General features: G+C 33.9%; 17 protein-coding genes. 15 read left to right on the top strand and 2 right to left on the bottom strand.

Features of this window, described 5'->3' with window-relative positions:
• Positions 1-17 precede the first annotated feature (17 nt).
• Positions 18-2993 carry a SusC/RagA family TonB-linked outer membrane protein gene (locus tag AC3QL1_RS07060; protein ID WP_492496322.1) on the bottom strand — a complete coding sequence of 992 codons (2976 nt, stop codon included), beginning with the start codon at positions 2991-2993 and terminating at the stop codon, positions 18-20.
• A gap of 235 nt (positions 2994-3228) precedes the next feature.
• Here AC3QL1_RS07060 and AC3QL1_RS07055 point away from each other — a divergent pair, with 235 nt between their 5' ends.
• The 11 genes from AC3QL1_RS07055 to AC3QL1_RS07005 all read left to right on the top strand — a co-directional run bounded on the left by AC3QL1_RS07055 (position 3229) and on the right by AC3QL1_RS07005 (position 19008).
• Positions 3229-4260, top strand: a complete 1032-nt coding sequence (locus AC3QL1_RS07055; RefSeq protein WP_026982748.1) for a LacI family DNA-binding transcriptional regulator — start codon at positions 3229-3231, stop codon at positions 4258-4260.
• Positions 4261-4437: 177 nt separating this feature from the next.
• Positions 4438-5958 (top strand): MFS transporter, encoded by a 1521-nt coding sequence (locus tag AC3QL1_RS07050; RefSeq protein ID WP_492496320.1) that lies wholly within the window; start codon positions 4438-4440, stop codon positions 5956-5958.
• Positions 5951-6607, top strand: coding sequence for a beta-phosphoglucomutase (pgmB, locus tag AC3QL1_RS07045; RefSeq protein ID WP_492496319.1), 657 nt, complete (start codon positions 5951-5953; stop codon positions 6605-6607). The genes AC3QL1_RS07050 and pgmB overlap by 8 nt, the downstream gene beginning before the upstream one ends.
• 240 nt (positions 6608-6847) lie before the next feature.
• Entirely contained in the window at positions 6848-9151 is a 2304-nt protein-coding gene (locus AC3QL1_RS07040; RefSeq protein WP_492496318.1) for a glycoside hydrolase family 65 protein, read from the top strand.
• 229 nt (positions 9152-9380) lie between these two features.
• Positions 9381-11495 carry a glycoside hydrolase family 97 protein gene (locus AC3QL1_RS07035; RefSeq protein ID WP_492496317.1) on the top strand — a complete coding sequence of 705 codons (2115 nt, stop codon included), beginning with the start codon at positions 9381-9383 and terminating at the stop codon, positions 11493-11495.
• A gap of 250 nt (positions 11496-11745) precedes the next feature.
• A complete protein-coding gene (locus AC3QL1_RS07030; RefSeq protein ID WP_492496315.1) occupies positions 11746-12570 on the top strand; it encodes a hypothetical protein in 825 nt (274 codons plus the stop codon).
• A gap of 72 nt (positions 12571-12642) precedes the next feature.
• Positions 12643-14517, top strand: coding sequence for a glycoside hydrolase family 13 protein (locus AC3QL1_RS07025; protein ID WP_492496313.1), 1875 nt, complete (start codon positions 12643-12645; stop codon positions 14515-14517).
• 126 nt (positions 14518-14643) lie between these two features.
• Entirely contained in the window at positions 14644-16233 is a 1590-nt protein-coding gene (locus tag AC3QL1_RS07020; protein ID WP_492496311.1) for an alpha-amylase family glycosyl hydrolase, read from the top strand.
• 138 nt (positions 16234-16371) lie between these two features.
• Positions 16372-17049: a glycerophosphodiester phosphodiesterase gene (locus tag AC3QL1_RS07015; protein ID WP_492496309.1), complete on the top strand. Its 678-nt coding sequence runs from the start codon at positions 16372-16374 to the stop codon at positions 17047-17049.
• A gap of 98 nt (positions 17050-17147) precedes the next feature.
• A complete protein-coding gene (locus AC3QL1_RS07010; RefSeq protein ID WP_492496307.1) occupies positions 17148-18356 on the top strand; it encodes a BaiN/RdsA family NAD(P)/FAD-dependent oxidoreductase in 1209 nt (402 codons plus the stop codon).
• A gap of 4 nt (positions 18357-18360) precedes the next feature.
• Positions 18361-19008, top strand: a complete 648-nt coding sequence (locus tag AC3QL1_RS07005; protein WP_492496305.1) for an HAD family hydrolase — start codon at positions 18361-18363, stop codon at positions 19006-19008.
• A gap of 89 nt (positions 19009-19097) precedes the next feature.
• Here AC3QL1_RS07005 and AC3QL1_RS07000 read toward each other — a convergent pair whose 3' ends face one another.
• A complete protein-coding gene (locus AC3QL1_RS07000; RefSeq protein ID WP_492496303.1) occupies positions 19098-19574 on the bottom strand; it encodes a TspO/MBR family protein in 477 nt (158 codons plus the stop codon).
• 184 nt (positions 19575-19758) lie between these two features.
• Here AC3QL1_RS07000 and AC3QL1_RS06995 point away from each other — a divergent pair, with 184 nt between their 5' ends.
• From AC3QL1_RS06995 to AC3QL1_RS06980, 4 genes are all read left to right on the top strand, one after another.
• Positions 19759-20862: a diphosphomevalonate decarboxylase gene (locus AC3QL1_RS06995; protein ID WP_492496301.1), complete on the top strand. Its 1104-nt coding sequence runs from the start codon at positions 19759-19761 to the stop codon at positions 20860-20862.
• 30 nt (positions 20863-20892) lie between these two features.
• Positions 20893-21111, top strand: coding sequence for a hypothetical protein (locus tag AC3QL1_RS06990; protein WP_394776370.1), 219 nt, complete (start codon positions 20893-20895; stop codon positions 21109-21111).
• The gene (locus AC3QL1_RS06985) at positions 21111-21353 is read left to right on the top strand and encodes a type II toxin-antitoxin system RelE/ParE family toxin (protein WP_492496298.1); all 243 of its coding nucleotides are present in this window, start codon (positions 21111-21113) and stop codon (positions 21351-21353) included. Before AC3QL1_RS06990 ends, AC3QL1_RS06985 begins: the two co-directional genes overlap by 1 nt.
• Before the next feature lie 64 nt (positions 21354-21417).
• On the top strand, positions 21418-22356 hold the full coding sequence (locus AC3QL1_RS06980; protein ID WP_492496296.1) for a mevalonate kinase family protein: 939 nt from the start codon (positions 21418-21420) through the stop codon (positions 22354-22356).
• The last annotated feature ends 28 nt before the right edge of the window (positions 22357-22384 follow it).

Genomic DNA, 22384 nt, shown 5'->3' with positions numbered 1-22384 from the left:
TGATTTTCATTCTACTATTAGAAATTCGCATTCACTCCAAACAAGAATGTTCTTGCTCTTGGATACACATTATTGTCAATTCCGTTGAATTTCTCCGGGTCTAAACCATTGTATTTTGTAAGAACAAATACATTCTGAACTCCAGCTGTAAATCTTAAAGAAGCAGCTTTAATTATAGATTTATCAAAAGTATATCCAAGTGTAACGTTATCTAACTTAATGAAAGACGCATCTTTTATAAAGTAATCAGATAAGTAACGTTGTGTTCCGTTATCTTCAAAAGTAAAACCTGTATTGTAATAATCTGAACTTACATTAGATAAATCTGTCTGTCTTCTTAATCCGGCATCAGAATATCCTAAATTAGAACTTACGTTATCAAAAATATGATTTCCAACACTAGCTCTCCAGTTCATTGTAAAATCAAACTTTTTGTAGTTTAATGTAGAAAACAAACCAAAAGTATAATCCGGAGCCGCTTTTGCTGCTCTGTATCGGTCACCTGTATCAATTTTTCCATCTCCATTTCTATCTACATAAGCTCCCGCGATTGGTCTTTTGTTTGAATCATATAACTGCTCGTATACAAAAAATGAATTTGGCGCATAACCTACTGAGTTAATCAGGATTTTATTTCCACTTCCACCAGCGATATTATCTCCGGCTAAATAACCTTGGAAACCTGGAACCGTGATTCCTAATTCAGAAATATTTTGATCGATGTAAGTGGTATTAAAAGCAACGTTCCAAGTTAAATTATCATTTTTAACAATGTCAGAAGCAATACTAAACTCAACCCCTTTTGTTCTTACACTACCAATATTAAAGAAACCTTGGTTTCTAAGATTTGCTCCGTCAGGAACTGCAATATCAGCTAATAAATCTGTCGATTTTTTATCAAAATAGTTAATAGTTCCGGTAATTCTATCGTTGAAGAATCCGTAATCGATACCAACGTTCGTTTCAGCCAATTCTTCCCATTTGATATTTTCGTTATATCCTTCTGGTCTTGCCGTAGAATAAATTGTATTACCAAAAATATATTGCGAATTAATTGTTCCTAATGTTACTCTTTGTAAATAATCATACTGAGCCGAGATATCCTGTTGACCAGTAGTACCGTAACCAACTCTTAATTTTAAAGTTGAAAAAGTTGCATTATCTTTTAAGAAAGCTTCTTCAGATAAATTCCATGCAAAAGCAGCTCCTCCAAAATTACCCCATCTGTTATCTTCAGAAAAACGGGAAGTTCCGTCTCTTCTGTAGTTTAAAGTCAATAAATATCTGCTGTCAAAACCTAAATTCAAACGTCCGAAGAAAGATTGTAAGTTAACATCCGGATCTGTAGCAACATCTTCATTAGGATTTGGCTGTCTAACCTCACCAGATGAATATTTTTCTTTTTGAAACAATTGGTAGTTATAACCAGCAGTTGCATCAATTTTAAGTTTTCCTAAATCTTTAGTATAATTAAAATAAGCATTTAAGTTTTTATTTTGAAGTGCATCAGTATAACTGTTATAGTTACCTAAATTCACATAACCTGGATCAGAAAAAGGTTTTGGCTGATATCCTAAAGCACTTTGAGTACTTACTTCTGTAAATCCACTGCTGTCAAATCTGTCAATACCTGCTTCTACAACAGCTCTTAAATCTTCAAAGAAATGAAGTTTATAATCTAATCTAACATTACCCCATTTTCTTGTAGAAGTTGCTCTTCTGTTATCTTGGTTTAATCTCGCAACAGGATTTCTTGCCGGCAATAATGGTAAGTTTCCAGTTGGCTCTAACCATTCAAAATATCCTCCGTAACGAGAACCTGCCTCATAAACTGGTTGTGTAGGATCAAATCCGATAGCACTTCCAATTACTGCACCTTCATCCTGAAATTGGTTTTTACCGAAAGATAAATTTCCGCTAATATCAATTTTTAAGTGATTATCAAATAAAACCGGATTTAACGATAACGATGTCGTAGTTCTTTCAAAAGAAGTGTTTCTTAGGATTCCAGGATTATCAACATTTCCTACAGATAATCTCACAGGAAGTTTTTTAAATAAAGAACCACTTACAGAGATATTATTGTTTGTTGTCAAAGCAGTATGAAAAATTTCATCTTGCCAGTTTGTATTGGCATTTCCTAATAAAGCCTGTTGAGCCGGAGTACCTTTTGTGTTTACCAATTCACGGAATTGATCTGCACTCATTACATCAACTGTATTAGCGACAGTATTAATACCAACCTGAGAACTGAAGTTTACTTTTACTCCGCCATTACTTCCTTTTTTAGTTGTAATAACAATTACACCATTTGCAGCTCTTGATCCGTAGATTGCAGCAGCAGAAGCATCTTTAAGAACCGTAAAAGACTCAATATCATTAGGATCAATTGTAGATAAAATACTTGTAGCACCACTTGGAACTGCATTACTTAAAGGAAGTCCGTCTAATACAATTAATGGCTCGTTTGAAGCATTTAAAGAAGATCCTCCACGAATTCTGATATCAGCTTTTGCTCCCGGAGCTCCGCCACCAGTTACATTAACACCCGAAATACGACCGCTAATTAAAGATTCAGGAGTTACGTTAATACCTTTATTAAATTCTTTTGAAGAGATTTGAGAAACAGATCCCGTAGCATCTTTTTTCTTAACAGTACCGTAACCTACTTGTACTACAACTTCCTTAAGTTGATTTGTATCTTCTTCTAACGAAACGTTTAGTGTTTTTTGTCCGGTAAAATCAATCGTTTGCGTTTTGTATCCAATAAAAGATACCACAATTTTGTTACCATTTTTAACATTTGAAAGCTGGTAATTACCGTCAAATCCTGTTGATGCACCACTTGGAACACCTTGTACATTTACGTTTACTCCCGGTATTGGCTGTCCAGTTGCCTTATCAACAACAGTTCCGGTTAATGTACTTTGAGCTAGTACAGTAAACGGCAACAACAGGAATAAAAATAACAACTTTTTGTAAATTGTTTTCATACTTTTTGTTTAAATTAGTTTGAGTTTGTGATTGTTAGTTAAGTTTTTAATTTTACTTCGAATTTCAAAATTAGGAATTTATTAACATGAACAACCAGAACCAATTTTTATTGAGTTACGAAAACGTGGTAGTGTTGAAAACTTTCTATATTTTGTAATCTTTTCAGTCAAAAAATATCAAATCGGAAAATAAAAGATACCTTTATTAATAATTAGATTTTTTTCAATAATTAACATGAAACGAAAAATAACCTTAAAACAGATTGCAAAAGAACTTGATGTCTCTATCTCAACTGTCTCAAAATCACTCAGAAACAGTCTTGAAATAGGAGAAGAAACACGCTTAAAAGTGCAGGCTTTTGCAAAGTTTTATAACTATAAACCCAACAATATTGCCCTTAGTTTAAAAAACCGAAAAACCAAAAGTATTGGTATTATCATTCCGGAAATTGTACATTATTTTTTCTCAACGGTAATCAACGGAATTGAGCAGGTTGCAAACGAAAATGGGTATAGTGTTGTCATTTGTTTATCTGATGATTCTTTTGACAAAGAAGTACTGAATATGGAAATGTTAGCAAACGGAAGTATCGATGGTTTTATCATGTCATTATCCAAAGAAACACAATACAAAGGTGATTTTCACCACATCACAGAAGTTATCAATCAGGGAATGCCGGTAGTTATGTTTGATCGCGTTACCAATGATATCCTTTGCGATAAGGTAATTATTGATGATAAAGCTGCCGCTTATGAAGCTGTTCAGAGTTTGATTGATAATGGCCGAAAAAAGATTGCACTTGTAACAACAGTTGATTATGTAAGTGTTGGAAAACTGCGAACAGATGGTTACGAAAAAGCACTATTAGACAACGGATTGCCATTTAACGAAGATTTAATCATAAAAATTGAAGACGTAGATACGTGCGAAATCACGATTAGCCAGCTTTTACATGACAGGGCATTTGATGCTGTTTTTGCCGTAAATGAGCTTTTTGCCGTAACCATTATCAAAACAGCCAGCAAAATGGGACTTAAAGTTCCGGAAGATCTTGCTGTAATCGCTTTTACCGACGGAATCATCTCAAAATATTCAACCCCAAGTATTACAACAGTAAGTCAAAGCGGTGAAAAAATGGGAAATAAAGCGGCTAAAATGCTGATCGAAAGATTAGAAGCAGAACACGATGACGACGAAGAAGAAAATGAAAACTATACCACAGAAGTTATAGAAACACATCTTATAAAAAGAGAATCTACTGACTAATTTTCTTAAAATCAACACATTCTAAAGCCATAATTAATATTTATGGCTTTTTTGTTAGCATATATCTAAAAATAATTAATACTTTTACGCCCGTCAAGGCTTTTACTTTTACTTCGAAAAAAACAGTAAGTTTTGATAAGCAAAGCGCTTATCGTATAATTTTTTCAAATTACGATAATGGAAAAGCGTAAATTAAGTTTCTGGGAAATTTGGAACATGAGTTTCGGTTTCTTGGGAATACAGTTTGGTTTTGCACTGCAAAACGCAAATACTTCAAGAATTTTTGAAACATTAGGCGCTCAAATAGATAAAATTCCGATTTTATGGATTGCAGCTCCCGTTTCAGGATTAATAATCCAACCCGTAATTGGCTATTTTAGTGATAGAACCTGGACTCGTTTAGGCAGACGCCGCCCCTATTTTTTAATTGGAGCCATTTTGTCATCAATCGCTTTATTCATCATGCCCAACTCTCCAACTTTATGGATTGCTGCCGGAACTTTATGGATAATGGATGCTTCAATAAACGTTTCAATGGAACCTTTTCGCGCGTTTGTTGGTGATAATTTACCCGAAAAACAACGCACTTTAGGTTTTGCGATGCAAAGTTTTTTCATCGGAACAGGTGCTGTTGTAGGTTCAATTTTGCCTTATCTTTTTACAAATGTATTTGGCGTAAGCAATACTGCACCAGAAGGAATTATTCCTGATTCTGTAAAATGGTCTTTTTATATTGGTGGAATCGTTTTTCTGCTTTCTGTTTTATGGACTGTTTTTAAAACAACAGAATATACACCGGAAGAATTACACGCTTTTGAAGCACAAAGCAAAAAAGACAAAGAAGATCTTATCCTAAATCCGGAAACAGAATCGAAAAGCAACATTAAAAGACAATTGTCTATAGGTATAGTATTGACCGTAATTGGCGCATTAGTTTCTTTTTTAATTTTCGAAAATAGTCTTGCCAAAGAACTTTACATTCTATTCGTTGGTTTAGTTTTTATGGGCGTTTTATTTATGATCGCTTCACAATTAAGAAGTTCCAAAGTTCATAATGGTTTTACCATCATTATGACAGATCTATTGAATATGCCAACCACAATGAAAAAACTAGCCTGGGTTCAGTTTTTCTCCTGGTTTGCGCTTTTCTCCATGTGGATTTATACGACACAAGCTGTTACACAACACATTTTTGGCACAACAGACACGACATCAAAAGTTTACAATGATGCCGCCGACTGGGTTTCGGTTTTGTTTACGGTTTATAACGGAATTGCCGCTGCCGTAGCTTTCTTATTACCAATTATTGCAAAAAAAGTAGGCGTTAGAGCAACACACTTATTAGCCCTATGTGCTGGTGGTGTTGGTTTAATTTCAATTTATTTTATTGGTGATAAACAAATGCTGATTCTTCCCATGTTGGGAGTTGGTATCGCTTGGGCAAGTATTTTATCAATGCCTTATGCCATGTTATCCGGTGCTTTACCGGCGGCAAAAATGGGATATTATATGGGCGTTTTTAACTTTTTTGTAGTAATACCACAAATCGTTGCAGCCACAATCTTAGGATTTGTAATCAAACAATTCTTTCATAATGAACCTATTTACGCTTTAATTATCGGAGGTGTATCTATGATATTCGCTGGATTACTGACACTTAGAGTAAATAGCAGAACTAAAATTGAAATTCATGAATAATAAAAAAGCATTCATCTTCGATCTTGACGGAGTAATCGTTGATACCGCTAAATACCACTTTTTGGCCTGGCAGAAAATTGCCCAATCATTAAACATAAATTTTACATACGAAAATAACGAATTACTTAAAGGTGTAAGTCGTGTACGTTCGTTAGATATAATTCTTGAATTAGGAAATGTTCAGGCTTCGCAGGAAGACAAAGACAAATGGCTGATTCAAAAAAATGAAGATTACTTATCTTATTTAGTTGACATGGACGAAAGCGAGATTCTTCCGGGAGTTTTTAAAATTCTACAGCTATTAAAAGAAAAAAATCAGGGAATTGCGTTGGGATCTGCGAGTAAAAATGCCCGACCAATCCTTGAAAAAACCGGAATTCTTTCGTATTTCGATGTTATTGTTGACGGAAACGACGTTACCAATGCCAAACCGGATCCGGAAGTTTTCTTAAAAGCGGCTCAATTATTAAATATTGATCCAAAAGATTCAATCGTATTTGAAGATTCTGTTGCCGGAATTCAGGCAGCAAACATAGGAGAAATGGTAAGTGTGGGAATTGGTGAGGAAACAATTTTACATGAAGCTGATTATATTTTTAAAGATTTCACAGAAATAAACACCGCGTTTATTGAGAAACTTATCAATTAGAGAATGTACCAAGTTGATAATTAGATAATTCGCATAAACCTGAATTATTTAATTATCAAATAGAAAACATCAACTATACTTTAAAAATAGAAATCATCTAAACTAAACAGTAAAATAGTAAAACAACGAGCAATTAAAGAATAAACTAAAATTAGAAATAACCCAAACAATAATTATCTAATTATCAAATTGGCACATTTATCTAATTATCAGAATTGCCCAATTATCTAATTAAAGAAAATGAATCAAGATTATATAAAACCAGACAACTGGTCGATCATAGAAGAAGGATTTGATGTAGAAAGAGTAAAATCGTCTGAAAGTCTTTTTAGTATCGGAAACGGTGCAATGGGACAAAGAGCCAATTTTGAAGAAACCTATTCAGGCGAAACTTTTCAGGGAAGTTATATTGCCGGAATTTATTATCCGGATAAAACAAAAGTGGGCTGGTGGAAAAACGGTTATCCTAAATATTTTGCTAAAGTATTAAACGCACCAAACTGGATTGGAATTGACGTTGAAATCAACGAAGAAAATCTGGATTTAAACACGTGTACAGAGGTTAGAAATTTCCGCAGAGAATTAAATATGAAAGAAGGATGGTACAATCGTTCTTTTGAAGCAACTTTGAAAAACGGAACTGAAATTTCCGTAAACGTGCGCCGTTTTCTTTCTCTTGATTTGGATGAAGTGGGAATCATCAAATATGAAATTACGCCTTTAAACAAAGATGCAAAAATTGTTTACAAACCTTACATCGACGCTGGTGTAACCAATGAAGATGCCAACTGGGAAGAAAAATTCTGGGAACCTCTTGAAGTAAAAAAATCAAATAGTGATGCTTTTGTAACTGCGCAAACCTTTAAAACGCATTTTAAAGTTACGACTTTCATGCACAATACGATTTTTGCAAATGGAGAAAACGTGAATATTTCACCGTCAACAATAGATTCAACAACAGATAAAGTTCAGTTTACGTACGGAACTATTATTGCAAAAGGACAAACCTCATCCATTCAGAAAATTGGTGGATATACGGTTTCCCTAAACCACGAAAATACTTTGGCTGCAGCCGAAAAATGTATAAAATCTGCCTCAAATTTAGGATATGACGCTTTACTTGAAAATCAAATTGAAGCGTGGAGTAAAATCTGGGAAATGTCAGATATTACCATTGAAGGCGATGTAAAAGCACAACAAGGAATTCGTTTCAACATCTTTCAATTAAATCAAACGTATTTAGGAAAAGATTCTCGTTTAAACATCGGACCAAAAGGTTTTACCGGAGAAAAATACGGTGGATCTACTTATTGGGATACGGAAGCTTATTGTATTCCATTTTACATGGCAACTAAAGATCAACAAGTTGCAAGAAATTTATTGACGTATCGTTTCAATCAATTAGATAAAGCGATTGAAAATGCAAAAGATAATTTAGGTTTCAAAAATGGCGCTGCATTGTACCCAATGGTAACCATGAATGGTGAAGAATGCCATAACGAATGGGAAATAACGCACGAAGAAATCCACAGAAATGGTGCGATTGCTTTTGCGATTTACAATTATCACCGTTTTACGGGAGATTACTCTTATATTCCTGAAAAAGGTTTAGAAGTTTTAATCGGAATTGCGCGTTTCTGGCACCAAAGAGCTTCTTTTTCTAAAGAGAAAAATCAATATGTGATTTTGGGCGTTACAGGTCCAAACGAATACGAGAATAACATCAACAATAATTTCTATACCAATTATATAGCAAAATGGTGTATCGATTATGCATCAGAACAAATTAAAAAAGTGGCTGTAGAATATCCTGCAGATCACAAACGAATTCTTGAAAAAGTAAGCCTTTCGGCGAATGAAATTCAGGAATGGAAAAAAGTGGCTGATGATATGTATTTTCCAACTTCAGAAGAGTTAGGAATCTATTTGCAACAAGACGGTTTCTTAGACAAAGATTTAGTTCCTGTAAAAGATTTAGATAAATCACAACGTCCAATCAACCAAAAATGGTCTTGGGATCGCGTTTTACGTTCGCCTTACATCAAACAAGCCGACGTTTTACAGTGTTTTTATTTCTTCGAAGATCATTTTTCTAAAGAAGAATTAAAACGCAATTTTGAATTTTATGAGTCATTTACGGTTCACGAAAGTTCGCTTTCGCCTTGTGTACACTCGATTCAGGCTGCTGTTTTAGACAAAATGGATATGGCGTATACTTTCTATTTGAGAACTTCTCGTCTGGATTTGGATGATTATAATAAAGAAGTAGAAGAAGGCTGTCACATCACCTCAATGGCCGGAACATGGATGAGTATTGTAGAAGGTTTTGGCGGAATGAGAGTTAAAAATGATCAATTGCATTTTTCTCCAAAAATTCCAAAAGAATGGAAAGGGTACTCTTTTAAAATTAATTTCAGAAATCAGATTTTGAAAGTAGCTGTAAATCATAACGAAACAACATTTACTGTAGATGGCAATCAAGATTTAACAATTGTAGTTAACGGAAATCCTATAATTGCAAGTAAATTTGTACAAATTAATTAATACAATAAACCATTAGGTATAATTGAAAAAAAATATTAAACACATAGAAACATAGATTTAGAGTACTCAAATAGGCGTTTCACTTATTTAAAATAAACATAGTTGGCTATGTGAAAGAAACAGGTTTCTCTTTATTCTCTCTTTTTTTACAAATAAAATCTATGTTTCTATGTGTTAAAAACAATTATACCCACCAAAACGTTACTATAAATTTAAAATCTAAAAAAACATGAAAAACTTATTTTTCGCAAGTTTAATTTTGTTTGCGTTTAGCACAGTTGCAAAAGCGCAGCAATTAAAATCACCCGAAGGAAAGTTCGTAATGGAATTTTCTCTTCAAAACGACGGAACTCCAACTTACAATTTAAAATATAAAAATAAAGAAGTTGTAAAAACCAGTAAATTAGGTCTTGAACTTAAAGATGATAAAAAATCGTTGTTGAATGATTTTACGGTTGTTGATACAAAAACTTCGACTTTTGATCAAACCTGGAAACCGGTTTGGGGAGAAGTAGACAATATCAGAAATCATTATAATGAACTGGCTGTTACTTTAAATCAAAAAGGAACTGACAGACAAATCGTAATTCGTTTCCGTTTGTTTGATGACGGACTTGGATTTAGATATGAATTTCCGGCACAAAAAAATCTTACTTATTTCGTAATCAAAGAAGAAAGATCTCAGTTTGCCATGACTGGAAATCATACTGCTTTCTGGATTCCGGGAGATTACGACACTCAGGAATATGATTATACAAAATCAAAATTATCTGAAATCCGTGGATTATCAGAAAAAGCATATACAGCAAACGTTTCGCAAAAAAACTTTTCACCAACAGGAGTTCAGACTTCTTTGATGTTAAAAACAAATGATGGCTTATACATCAATTTACACGAAGCAGCTTTGATCAACTATTCTTGCATGCACTTGAATCTTGATGATAAAAACATGACTTTTACCTCTTGGTTAACGCCGGATGCAAAAGGTGATAAAGGTTATATTCAAGCGCCAAGTCATTCGCCGTGGAGAACGATTATGGTAAGCGACGACGCAAGAGAAATCTTAGCTTCAAAAATGACATTAAACCTAAACGATCCATCAAAAATTGATGATACATCGTGGATTAAACCCGTAAAATACATTGGTGTTTGGTGGGAAATGATTACAGGAAAAAGTTCCTGGTCATACACAAACGATTTTCCAACAGTACAATTGGGTGTTTCTGATTTCTCAAAAGCAAAACCAAGCGGAACTCACGGAGCAAACAATGCAAACGTAAAAAAATACATTGATTTTGCTGCTGCAAATGGTTTTGACGCTGTTTTAGTTGAAGGCTGGAACGAAGGTTGGGAAGACTGGTTTGGACATTCAAAAGATTATGTTTTTGATTTCGTAACGCCTTATCCTGATTTTGATGTAAAAGGTTTGCACGCTTACGCAAAATCTAAAGGTGTCAAAATCATCATGCACCATGAAACTTCTGGTTCTGTTCGTAACTACGAGCGCCATATTGATAAAGCATACCAATTCATGAAAGACAATGGATATGATGCTGTAAAAAGCGGATATGTTGGGGATATTTTGCCTCGCGGTGAAAACCATTACGATCAATGGATTGTAAACCACTATCAATATGCGATTGAAAAAGCAGCTGAATACAAAATTATGGTGAACGCTCACGAAGCAGTTCGCCCAACCGGAATTGCAAGAACGTATCCGAACTTAATTGGAAACGAGGCGGCAAGAGGAACAGAATATCAGGCTTTTGGAGGTTCTAAACCAAATCACGTTACGGTTTTACCATTTACACGTTTAATTGGCGGACCAATGGATTATACGCCCGGAATCTTCGAAATGGATATCAGCAAAATGAATCCGGAAAATACTTCGCATGTAAATAGTACAATCTGTAATCAATTGGCTTTATATGTAACAATGTACAGTCCGTTGCAAATGGCGGCAGATACTCCGGAGAACTACAACCGTTTCCCGGATGCATTCCAGTTCATCAAAGATGTAGCTGTAGACTGGTCAGAAAGTAAATATATCGAGGCTGAACCTGGAGATTTTATCACAGTTGCACGTAAAGCAAAAGGAACAAATAATTGGTTTGTTGGAAACGTAAACGGAGAAACTCCACGTACATCAAATATCGATTTCAGTTTCCTTGAAAAAGGAAAAAAATACACAGCAACAATTTATGCTGATGCAAAAGATGCGCATTACAAAACAAATCCGCAAGCTTACACCATCAAGAAAATTGCTGTAACAAACAAGTCAAAATTATCGCAACTTTCTGCTCCGGGCGGAGGATATGCAATAAGTGTTATTGAAACCAAATAATTTTTAATTAACCATATAAGAAATGTAAGTCCATTTAAATAGAAATCTCCCCAGTTTTTGTCTGAAATGTTCTTACATTTCTTATATAGTTTAAATTCTATTTTGCTTTTAATGAATCAGTATAAATGCATTTCAGTTAAAACAATTTTAATGATTTAAGGAAGAAAGAAAAAACCTGGCTAATTGTCTTTTTAATTAAATTTGTTAAAATTTCGACTACCGAAATTCTATTATAAAACAGATTAAAAAAATGAGAAATATTGCAGTTATTCTTTTCACAATTTTACTGATTTCATGTCATAAGCGAAACGAGCAGGTTACTAAAACAAATAGTACAAATACAAAAACAGATTCTTTAGAAAATCGTGATATAGATATAAAATTGTTTTCTGTTTACAATTTATCAAAAGCTACGACAGCAATTGTTGTGAATCTAGATGACTCAAATTCCAATAATGGTAATAGCTTTGATAAAACATTCAATCAGATAAATGCAAATGATTCCTTATATAATGTTTTTGAAACAGACACAACAAAAGTTAGAAATTTTGAATATTACGACACTTTAGGAAGTTACAAACTCATAAAAAACAAAGCATTAGAAATTGAGATTAAAAAAATAATCGATGACAGCTATTATGTTTATGGCACGAAAGGATTTTCGAAAATAAATATAAATAATGTAGTTTGTGGACTAGATGAATGTCGCACAAATATTATTGCTTTTCCAATTCAGAATTTTGATATAACTAAAAATGGCAATCCGATTTTTTGTTCAAAACAATTGCTTAAAATAACCTATCAGAAAAACTATTCTGATATTGAGAGAAAAATACAGGAATACAATGAAAAGGAAAGCAAAAATTATGATTATAAAGACGAAATAAAAACCACAGTATTTGCAAATCTTGGAGATTATTATTTTACATACAATGATGATTTTCTATGGGGAAAATTTCCTGAAAAAACAAAATGTGATTTCCCTGGAAGAGCAATATATATTGTAAAAAAAGATAAACCTATAAAAGTTTACTGGGGAGATGGCTTAGATTTATTTGGAATTCCATGTGACTAAAAGATTATTTTTCACAAGAAGGTTTTTCAAAAAATAGTCATTTCTCTGGAATTAAATAAAAAAAAACAAACTATGAAAAACCTTAAAACGAATTTCTTAAACCATTCTTTTTATAAACAAATCTTACTGGTATTGTTATTTTCCGCTTCCGCGAAAGCGCAAATCCAGAAAGTAGAACCGCCATTTTGGTACGCAGGAATGAAAAATCCGGAGCTGCAGATTATGTTCTACGGAAAAAATATTGCACAATATGAAGCTTCGGTTTCTAACAATGTGGTGATTAAAAATGTAGAAAAAACAGAGAACCCGAATTACCTTTTCGTAACCATTGATACACAGAACTTAAAAGCTTCTGAATTGGTTTTCTCCTTCAAAAACAAAAACAAAGTCGCTTTTACGCAGAAATATTCGCTTAAAGAAAGAAGGGCAAATTCGGCAGACAGAAAAAGTTATGACGCATCAGACATGATTTATTTAATCATGCCGGATCGTTTTGCTAACGGAAATCCTAAAAACGATAGCGATCCTGTTTTAACAGAAAAAGGAAACCGCCAAGATCCAAGCGGACGTCACGGCGGAGATATCGAAGGAATTATCAAAAACTTAGATTACATTTCGTCTCTTGGCGCAACAACAATTTGGAGCACGCCTTTATGCGAAGACAACGATACAAAACATTCGTATCATACTTACGGACAATCTGATGTTTACAAAATCGATCCGCGTTATGGAACAAATGATGATTACGCTCGTTTATCTGCAGAAATGCACAAAAAGAACATGAAACTGGTGATGGATTATATTACAAATCACTGGGGAATTACGCACTGGATGATGAAAGATATTCCAACTAAAACATGGTTCAATCAATTCGAGACTTTCACACAAACGCACCACAGACGCGAAGTTATTACAGATATTCATGCTTCAAAATTAGATCAGGAAGTTTGTGTTGACGGCTGGTTTGTACCTTCTATGCCGGATTTAAATTTAAGAAATCCTTTAGTAACAAAATACTTAACTCAAAATGCCATCTGGTGGATCGAATTTGCTAATCTTGACGGATTTAGAGTGGATACTTACAACTATTCTGATGCTGCTGCAATGTCAAATTGGGCAAAATCGATTACAAATGAATACCCAAACTTTAATATCGTTGGAGAAATCTGGATGCACAATCAGGCGAACTTAGCGTATTGGCAAAAAGACAGTAAAATTGGAGCTATTGAAAACTACAATTCAAATTTGCCAAGTGTAATGGACTTTACTTTGCAAGATCAGATTAGTTCTGCTTTTAACGACGATAATGCAACCTGGGACAACGGAATGATTAAATTCTACAACAATTTTGCAATGGATTTTTTATATCCAAATCCAAACAGCATTTTGGTTTTTGCTGAAAATCACGATACCGATCGCATCAACGATAAGTACAAATATGATTTTACGAAATACAAAATGGTTATGACTTTAATCGCAACCGTTCGCGGAATTCCGCAATTGTATTACGGTTCAGAAATTGGAATGGGTGGTGACAAAGGAAAAGGTGGAGACGCAGACATTCGTCAGGATTTTCCAGGCGGATGGGCAGGAGATAAAAACAATGCTTTGACTGCAGCAGGAAGAACAGCTGAACAGGCAAAATTCTTCGATTTTACATCAAAATTATTCAACTGGAGAAAATCGAACGAAGCGGTTCATTTCGGAAAAATGACACATTATATTCCGGAAAACAATATCTATGTTTATTTCAGATATACTGATTCAAAAACGGTAATGGTCGTTTTTAACAACAATGCTACAGCGCAAACTGTTAAGACAAATCGCTTTAAAGAAAACATCAAAAACTTTAAATCAGGAAAAGATATCCTTACCGGAAAAACATTTGATTTAGCAGCTGAAATTTCTTTAGAACCTAAATCGGCAGTTGTTTTAGAATTGGAATAAATTTTTAAACACAAGATTTTCCGCCACGAATTCACGAATTATTGTTTTATAAAATTCGTGAATTCGTGGCGGATTTTTTTATAATACGCTTTTCTTTCCTTATCTTTAAGATTCATAATAATTTAAATGAATAACGACAATACTTCGAAAACACCTTTCGTCTGGGAAGGAGCAAATATTTATTTTTTACTTACCGATCGTTTTTATAATGGAAATCCTTCTAATGATTTAAACTTCAACCGAACCAAAACTCCGGGCAAACTTCGTGGTTTTGAAGGCGGAGATATTATCGGAATCATTAAAAAAATGGATGAAGGATATTTTGAGCAATTAGGAATAAATGCCATTTGGCTTACGCCGATTGTAGAACAAATTCACGACGGCGTTGATGAAGGAACCGGACTCAGTTATGGATTTCACGGCTATTGGGCAAAAGACTGGACGGCTTTAGATCCAAATTTTGGAACTAAAGAAGATTTAGCTAATCTGGTCAAAAAAGCCCACGAAAAAGGCATCCGAATTCTACTTGACGGCGTTATCAATCATACCGGTCCCGTAACTCCTGAAGATCCAATGTGGCCAGAAGATTGGGTAAGAACCGGAATCGTCTGCGATTACAAATCATTCGAAAATACAACAATGTGCACTTTGGTAGATAATCTTCCGGACGTTAGAACCGAAAGCAATCAGGAAGTTGAATTGCCTTCTTTTTTAATCGAAAAATGGAAAAACGAAGGACGTTATGACAAAGAAATTAATTCCTTGGATGAATTTTTCAAAAGAACAAATTACCCAAGAACACCAAAATATTACATCATAAAATGGTTAACCGATTATATTCTCGAATTCGGAATTGACGGTTACAGAGCTGATACCGTAAAACATACAGAAGAAATTGTTTGGCTAGATTTTAAAAAAGAATGTGAATATGCTTTTGAAACCTGGAAAAAACATCATCCGCTGCAAGTTCTCGATCAAAATCCGTTTTACACGATTGCTGAAGTTTATGGTTACGAAATAAATGGCGGATTAGAGTATGACTTTGGAGACCGAAAAGTAAATTATTTCCAGCACGGTTTTAATTCCATGATTAATTTTGAGTTTAAACTCGATGCCCAAAATGATTATGAATTTATATTTTCGAAATATTCGGAAAAACTTCAAAATGAATTAAAAGGGTTCAGCGTTCTTAACTATGTCTCCTCCCACGACGATCCTGATCCTTTTGATGCCAATCGAAACAGAACTTACGAATCTGGAACAAAATTATTGCTTTCTCCCGGAATGTCTCAGGTTTATTATGGTGACGAATCTGGTCGATCTTTAGTAATTGAAGGTACTGAAGGCGATGCTACTTTGCGATCTTTCATGAATTGGGATGATATCGAAAACAATCCCGAAACACAACGTATACTCTGGCATTGGCAAAAGTTGGGGCAATTTCGAAAAAATCATCCGGCAATTGGGGCAGGAATTCACAAACTGATTTCGGCAGAACCTTATATTTTCTCCAGAAGTTATACCAATGGAATTTATAAAGATGAAGTAGTCATTGGCTTAGATTTAGGTATTGGAATAAAAGAACTTCCGGTCGATTCTATTTTTACAGATGGAACAAAGCTAAAAGACGCTTTTTCAGGAAAAGAAACAGAAGTTCAAAACGGAAAAGCAATCATCGATTCTGAATTTGGACTTGTTCTATTGGAACGAATTTAAGCATAAGTTTTTGCCACGAATTTCACAAATTGTCACGAATTTGATTAGTGCAAATTCGTGAAATTCGTGGCAACTTTTTCATAAATCCTTGTGGCGTTGCGTAAAACTTTGCGACCTTTGCGATTAAACTCTCAAGACATGCTAAAAATAGCGCATCGCGGTGCAAAAGGATACGAACCTGAGAATACGCTGAAGTCTTTCCAAAAAGCATTAGACTTAAATGCTGACGGAATAGAACTTGATGTACACCTTAGTTCTGACGGGCATATTATAGTAATTCACGACGAAACTATCGACAGGACAACAAATAGAAAAGGTTTTGTAAATGATTTTTCTTTATCAGAATTAAAGTCATTTTTTATTGACGGTCAATATGAAATTCCAACTTTAAAAGAGGTTTTTGATTTGGTAGATAAAAAATGCCTGATCAATATTGAACTAAAAGGTTTAGGAACTGCGAGTAAGGTTGTTGACTTAATTGAAGAATATATTGCTGAGAAAAACTGGAATTACGAAGATTTTATCGTTTCAAGTTTTGATTGGAATCTACTACAGGAAACATCAAATCTAAATTCAAATATTCCAATTGGAGTTTTAACAGAAGAAGATCTGGACAAAACTTTGGCTTTCGCCGAATTGATAAAAGCACACGCTATTCATCCTGATTATCAGTTATTGAATGCTGAAAACGTAAAACAGATACAGGAAAAAGGTTTTCTAGTTTTGCCTTGGACAGTAGACGAAGAAGAGGACATTAAAAAAATAAAAAGCTATAACGTTAACGGAATTATTTCTGATTTTCCAGACAAAATATAAAGTTTAATAGCCACGAATTCACGAATTTTTATTCTCAAAGATTGTCAAAAAATAATTCGTGAATTCGTGGCTAAAACTCTTGTGACAAACAAAAAAATATGATTAAAAATTTCGATATAATTATTGTTGGCGGAGGCGCTGCCGGTTTTTTTACAGCGATTAATATTGCAGAGAAAAATCCGAAACTAAAAATTGCCATTTTAGAAAGAGGAAAAGAAGTACTTTCTAAAGTCCGAGTTTCCGGTGGCGGTAGATGCAACGTAACACATGCTTGCTTTGAACCAAATGAACTGGTTAAATTTTATCCCCGTGGCGAGAAAGAACTTCGCGGACCTTTTCATCAGTTTTGTTCCGGCGACACTATTGAATGGTTCGAAAAACATGGTGTCGAACTGAAAATTGAAGACGATGGAAGAATGTTTCCCGTTTCGAATTCGTCTCAAACCATTATTGATTGTTTTTTAGAATCAACCGGAAAATTGGGAATAAAAGTTCTAACCGGTCAAAGTGTTCAATCGATTTTCAAAGCTGAAAATTATTGGAAAATTGATACCCAAGATGAAAATTACGCTACCGAAAAATTAGTCTTGGCTACAGGAAGTAATCCTAAAATCTGGGAAATGCTGCAAACGCAAGGACATGCCATTGTGAGCCCTGTTCCTTCCCTTTTTACTTTCAATATAAAAGATTCCCGTATCAAAGAATTGCCCGGCGTTGCGGCACAAGTTACTGTAAACGTAAAAGATACGAAACTCGAATCGACCGGACCTTTATTGATCACACATTGGGGAATGAGTGGTCCAGCAATTTTGAAACTTTCGGCTTGGGGCGCACGAATTTTATTCGATAAAAATTATCAGTTTACTATTTTCGTCAATTGGCTTAATGATGTTGATACCGAAGATGCCGAGAAAATCTTAAAAGACTTAAAACAAGAACACGCTAAAAAAGCGGTTTCTAAAAAATCTCCTTTTGATTTCCCGAATCGTTTATGGGAAAGTTTGGTTTTAGCTTCAGGAATTGAAACTGAAACTAAATGGGCAGATTTATCTAAAATTCAATTGCAAAACTTAGTTTCTCAACTCACAAAAGCAGAATTTAAAGTCAACGGAAAAAGTACTTTTAAAGAAGAATTTGTAACTGCCGGTGGAATTGATTTAAAAGAAATCAACTTTAAAACTATGGAAAGCAAACTGCATCAAAATCTTTATTTTGCTGGAGAAATCGTGAATATTGACGCGATTACAGGAGGTTTCAACTTTCAGAATGCCTGGACAAGTGGGTTTATTTTGGCTAATAATATTTAATAGAATGAAATTTAAAGGAATTATTTTTGATTTAGACGGAACATTAGTAAACTCATTAGAAGATATTTCAGATGCCATGAACATCGTTCTTACAGGTTTAGATTACCCAACTCACACTTACGATACTTATCAATACTTTATTGGAAGCGGTTTGCGAAATTTGGTCAGCAAAGCGTTGCCGGCATCCAACAATACCGAAGAACAAATTGAAACGTGTTTTGAATGCATGGTTAATGAATATCGAGAAATTTGCACATTCAAAACGAAACCTTACGAAGGAATTATCGAATTGCTAGAGAATTTGTCTTCAAAAAACATCAAACTAGCTGTTTTCTCTAATAAAGCTGATGAACTTACAAAAAAAATAACAACAGAAATATTTCCCGATTATTTTGATTCGGCCGTTGGTCTAAGTTCCGAAGACCTTAAAAAACCAAATCCGTTTGAAGCAATTGAAATAAGCAAAAACTGGAATTTTAAACCGGAAGAAATTCTTTTCGTAGGAGATTCAGATATTGATATGCAAACTGCCATTAACGCTAATATGTTTCCGGTTGGAGTTTCCTGGGGTTATCGAACTGAAGAGGAATTGAAAGCTAGTGGAGCGAAATTGGTAATAAATAATCCTTTTGAATTACTGGAGATATTGTAAAAAGTATACAGTCACAGTTTTCAGTCAATAAATAAAGGTAAGTATTGATTAAACTTGAAACCTGAAACAAATTTTACCTGAAACAAATTTTACCTGTTCAGCCACCAAATACTGGCATTCAAAATCCCTGCAAAAGCAACCCAAGCCATATATGGAATCAGTAAATAACCGGCAATTTTATTGATTTTGATGAACTTTAGATACGTTTCGTAAATCATCAGCAATAAAAGTGCAATTTCAATTAAAGCTAGCATCGGGTTTTTTAATCCAAAAAATAAATAAGACCAAATTGCGTTCAAAGTCAACTGAATCAAAAAGAAACCCAACGCCTTTTTTACTTCTTCATTTTGTTCTTTTATTTTATCCCAAACTAATCCTGCGGCAACTGCCATCAAAATATATAAGAATGTCCACATTGGCATAAATATCCAATTGGGCGGGTTAAAACTTGGTTTTATAATAGTTGGATACCACGTTTCTACACTTGGTCTTGTCACGACACTTGCAGAATATCCTACCATTAAACAAATTATTAAGGCTATTACGATTTTAACTGTCTTATTCATTCTATTTAATTTTTATCCAAAAATAGTTAAAAAGAAAGGTTTAATCATATAAGTGAGATAAGTTCATTTAGTTAAAGTCAAACTTATAATTTCTTATATAACTTATATGGTGAAAAAAATCTAGAAGGGATAAAAAAATATCTATTATGGATAAAAAACTATCTTTGCCAAAATTTTATAATTCATGTTTACAGCAACTGATTTTATTCCTAAAAAATACACTTCGATCATTGAAGACGGAAATTTTGAATGGAGCGCTCCCAGCAATATTGCATTAGTGAAATATTGGGGGAAAAAAGACAATCAAATTCCGGCAAATCCATCAGTAAGTTTTACTTTGAATAATTGCAAAACGATTACCAAATTGGGTTTTTCAAAGCGATATACTGCGGCTCCGTTTAGTGAGACAAATGATAGTTTTTCTTTTGATTTACTTTTTGAAGGAAAACCAAAAGAAGATTTCAAACCAAAAATTCAGAAGTTTTTAGAAAGAATTGAAGTTTATTTGCCTTTTTTGAAGGATTACCACTTTACGATTGACACACAAAATACTTTTCCGCATAGTTCAGGAATCGCATCTTCGGCTTCAGGAATGGCTGCTTTGGCAATGAATTTTATGAGTTTAGAAAAAGCGCTGAATCCAGAAATGACGGATGATTATTTTTATCAAAAAGCATCTTTTTTAGCCCGATTAGGTTCGGGAAGTGCTTGTCGAAGCGTAAAAGGAAATGTTGTAGTTTGGGGAAATCAGGCAAACATTGAAGGAAGCTCAGATTTATTTGGAGTTGAATTTCCGTACGCCATTCATAAAAATTTCAAGAATTATCAGGATACAATTTTGTTGGTTGATAAAGGAGAAAAACAGGTTTCGAGTACAGTTGGACATGATTTAATGCACAATCATCCTTACGCCGAAAGACGTTTTGCTCAGGCGCATGAAAATCTGGATCAGTTAATTGCCATTTTTGAAAGTGGAAATATAGATGAATTTATCAAAGTTGTAGAAAGTGAAGCCTTGACTTTACACGCCATGATGATGACGTCGATGCCATATTTTATTTTGATGAAACCAAACACATTACAGATCATAAATGCGATTTGGAAATTCAGGAATGAAACTCAGATTCCAGTGTGCTTTACGCTGGATGCAGGGGCAAATGTTCACGTTTTATATCCCGAAAACTTTAGCGATAAAGTACTTCAATTTATTAAGGACGAATTAGTTGTATTTTGTCAGAATGGTCAGTACATTTGTGATCAAATTGGAGACGGTGCAATTGCATTATAATTTTACGTATCTTTAATTAAAATTTTGATTATGGACATTCAATTAGAAAAACGTGAAGTGATAGATATTCTGGAAGGTACAGATGACCTTTCAATCATTTTGGCAGTCAAAAAATTGTTAACCAAAAAGAAAAAAGATTGGTGGGATGATTTAACTGAGGCGCAGAAAGAGGAAATTAAAGAAGGGGAAAGACAAATTGAAAGAGGTGAATTTGTTTTGTATGAAGATATGATGAAAAAGCATCGTTAATGAAAAGAACGATAATCTTTTCAAAAAATGCAGAAAAAAGTTTATTTGAATTATTTGAGTACTTAGAAATTAAATGGTCAAAAAAAGTAAAAGATAAATTTATATCTAATCTCGACAAAGTGATTTATCTAATACAAATAGAACCTCAAATTTTTCCTAAATCGGAATTAAATAAAAACTATCGCAAATGTGTCTTGTCAAAACAAACAACAATATACTATAAATTCGACACAAAAGAGTAGAAATAATTACATTTTTCGACACACGACAAGACCCAAATAAAATTAAGAAAGACATAAAACAAACATGAAAGGACCATTATTTTACTCAAAAATATTACTCTTTGGAGAATACGGAATCATCCGCGACTCTAAAGGACTTTCTATTCCTTACAATTTTTATAATGGTGCATTGAAGAAATCCGAAGAACCTTCGGCGGAAGCAATCGCATCAAATGCAAGTTTAAGACGTTACAGTACATATCTTGAAGCTTTACAAAATGAGCAGCCTGAACTGGTTAATTTTGATTTGCTAACTCTAAAAAATGATGTCGAAACCGGAATGTATTTCGATTCAAGTATTCCGCAAGGATACGGAGTTGGCAGCAGCGGTGCTCTTGTAGCTGCTATTTACGACAAATATGCTACACATAAAATAACGGTTTTAGAGAATTTAACTCGCGAGAAACTGTTACAGCTAAAAAATATTTTTTCTCAAATGGAGAGTTTTTTCCACGGAAAAAGTTCTGGTTTAGATCCTTTAAACAGTTATTTGAGTATTCCGATTTTAATTAATTCTAAAGATAATATTGAAGCAACCGGAATTCCGACTCAAAGTTTTGACGGAAAAGGCGCGGTGTTTTTATTAGATTCCGGAATTGTAGGCGAAACGGCTCCAATGGTGAATATATTTATGGAAAACTTAAAAGACAAAGGTTTCCGTACGATGCTGAAAAACCAATTCGTAAAATACACGGATGCTTGTGTAGAAAACTTTCTACATGGCGACATGAAATCATTGTTTACCAATACTAAAAAACTTTCTAAAGTCGTTTTAAATAATTTCAAACCAATGATTCCGGAGCAATTTCACGGAATCTGGCAAAACGGAATTGACACAAACGATTATTATTTAAAACTTTGTGGTTCTGGCGGTGGCGGTTATATTCTAGGTTTTACCGAAGATTTAGAACGTGCTAAAGCCTCTTTAAAAGATTACAAATTAGAAGTTGTTTATCAATTCTAAAGCATAGAACACTTTAAAATCATGCTTA

This window comes from Flavobacterium sp. GW823-FHT04A11 (genome assembly GCF_058796535.1).
This window is presented reverse-complemented; position numbering and strand designations above follow the sequence as displayed.

Coding starts and splice junctions, on each gene's coding strand:
- AC3QL1_RS07060 (WP_492496322.1), bottom strand. CDS start 2,993: ATGAAAACAATTTACAAAAAGTTGTTATTTTTATTCCTGTTGTTGCCG.
- AC3QL1_RS07055 (WP_026982748.1), top strand. CDS start 3,229: ATGAAACGAAAAATAACCTTAAAACAGATTGCAAAAGAACTTGATGTC.
- AC3QL1_RS07050 (WP_492496320.1), top strand. CDS start 4,438: ATGGAAAAGCGTAAATTAAGTTTCTGGGAAATTTGGAACATGAGTTTC.
- pgmB (WP_492496319.1), top strand. CDS start 5,951: ATGAATAATAAAAAAGCATTCATCTTCGATCTTGACGGAGTAATCGTT.
- AC3QL1_RS07040 (WP_492496318.1), top strand. CDS start 6,848: ATGAATCAAGATTATATAAAACCAGACAACTGGTCGATCATAGAAGAA.
- AC3QL1_RS07035 (WP_492496317.1), top strand. CDS start 9,381: ATGAAAAACTTATTTTTCGCAAGTTTAATTTTGTTTGCGTTTAGCACA.
- AC3QL1_RS07030 (WP_492496315.1), top strand. CDS start 11,746: ATGAGAAATATTGCAGTTATTCTTTTCACAATTTTACTGATTTCATGT.
- AC3QL1_RS07025 (WP_492496313.1), top strand. CDS start 12,643: ATGAAAAACCTTAAAACGAATTTCTTAAACCATTCTTTTTATAAACAA.
- AC3QL1_RS07020 (WP_492496311.1), top strand. CDS start 14,644: ATGAATAACGACAATACTTCGAAAACACCTTTCGTCTGGGAAGGAGCA.
- AC3QL1_RS07015 (WP_492496309.1), top strand. CDS start 16,372: ATGCTAAAAATAGCGCATCGCGGTGCAAAAGGATACGAACCTGAGAAT.
- AC3QL1_RS07010 (WP_492496307.1), top strand. CDS start 17,148: ATGATTAAAAATTTCGATATAATTATTGTTGGCGGAGGCGCTGCCGGT.
- AC3QL1_RS07005 (WP_492496305.1), top strand. CDS start 18,361: ATGAAATTTAAAGGAATTATTTTTGATTTAGACGGAACATTAGTAAAC.
- AC3QL1_RS07000 (WP_492496303.1), bottom strand. CDS start 19,574: ATGAATAAGACAGTTAAAATCGTAATAGCCTTAATAATTTGTTTAATG.
- AC3QL1_RS06995 (WP_492496301.1), top strand. CDS start 19,759: ATGTTTACAGCAACTGATTTTATTCCTAAAAAATACACTTCGATCATT.
- AC3QL1_RS06990 (WP_394776370.1), top strand. CDS start 20,893: ATGGACATTCAATTAGAAAAACGTGAAGTGATAGATATTCTGGAAGGT.
- AC3QL1_RS06985 (WP_492496298.1), top strand. CDS start 21,111: ATGAAAAGAACGATAATCTTTTCAAAAAATGCAGAAAAAAGTTTATTT.
- AC3QL1_RS06980 (WP_492496296.1), top strand. CDS start 21,418: ATGAAAGGACCATTATTTTACTCAAAAATATTACTCTTTGGAGAATAC.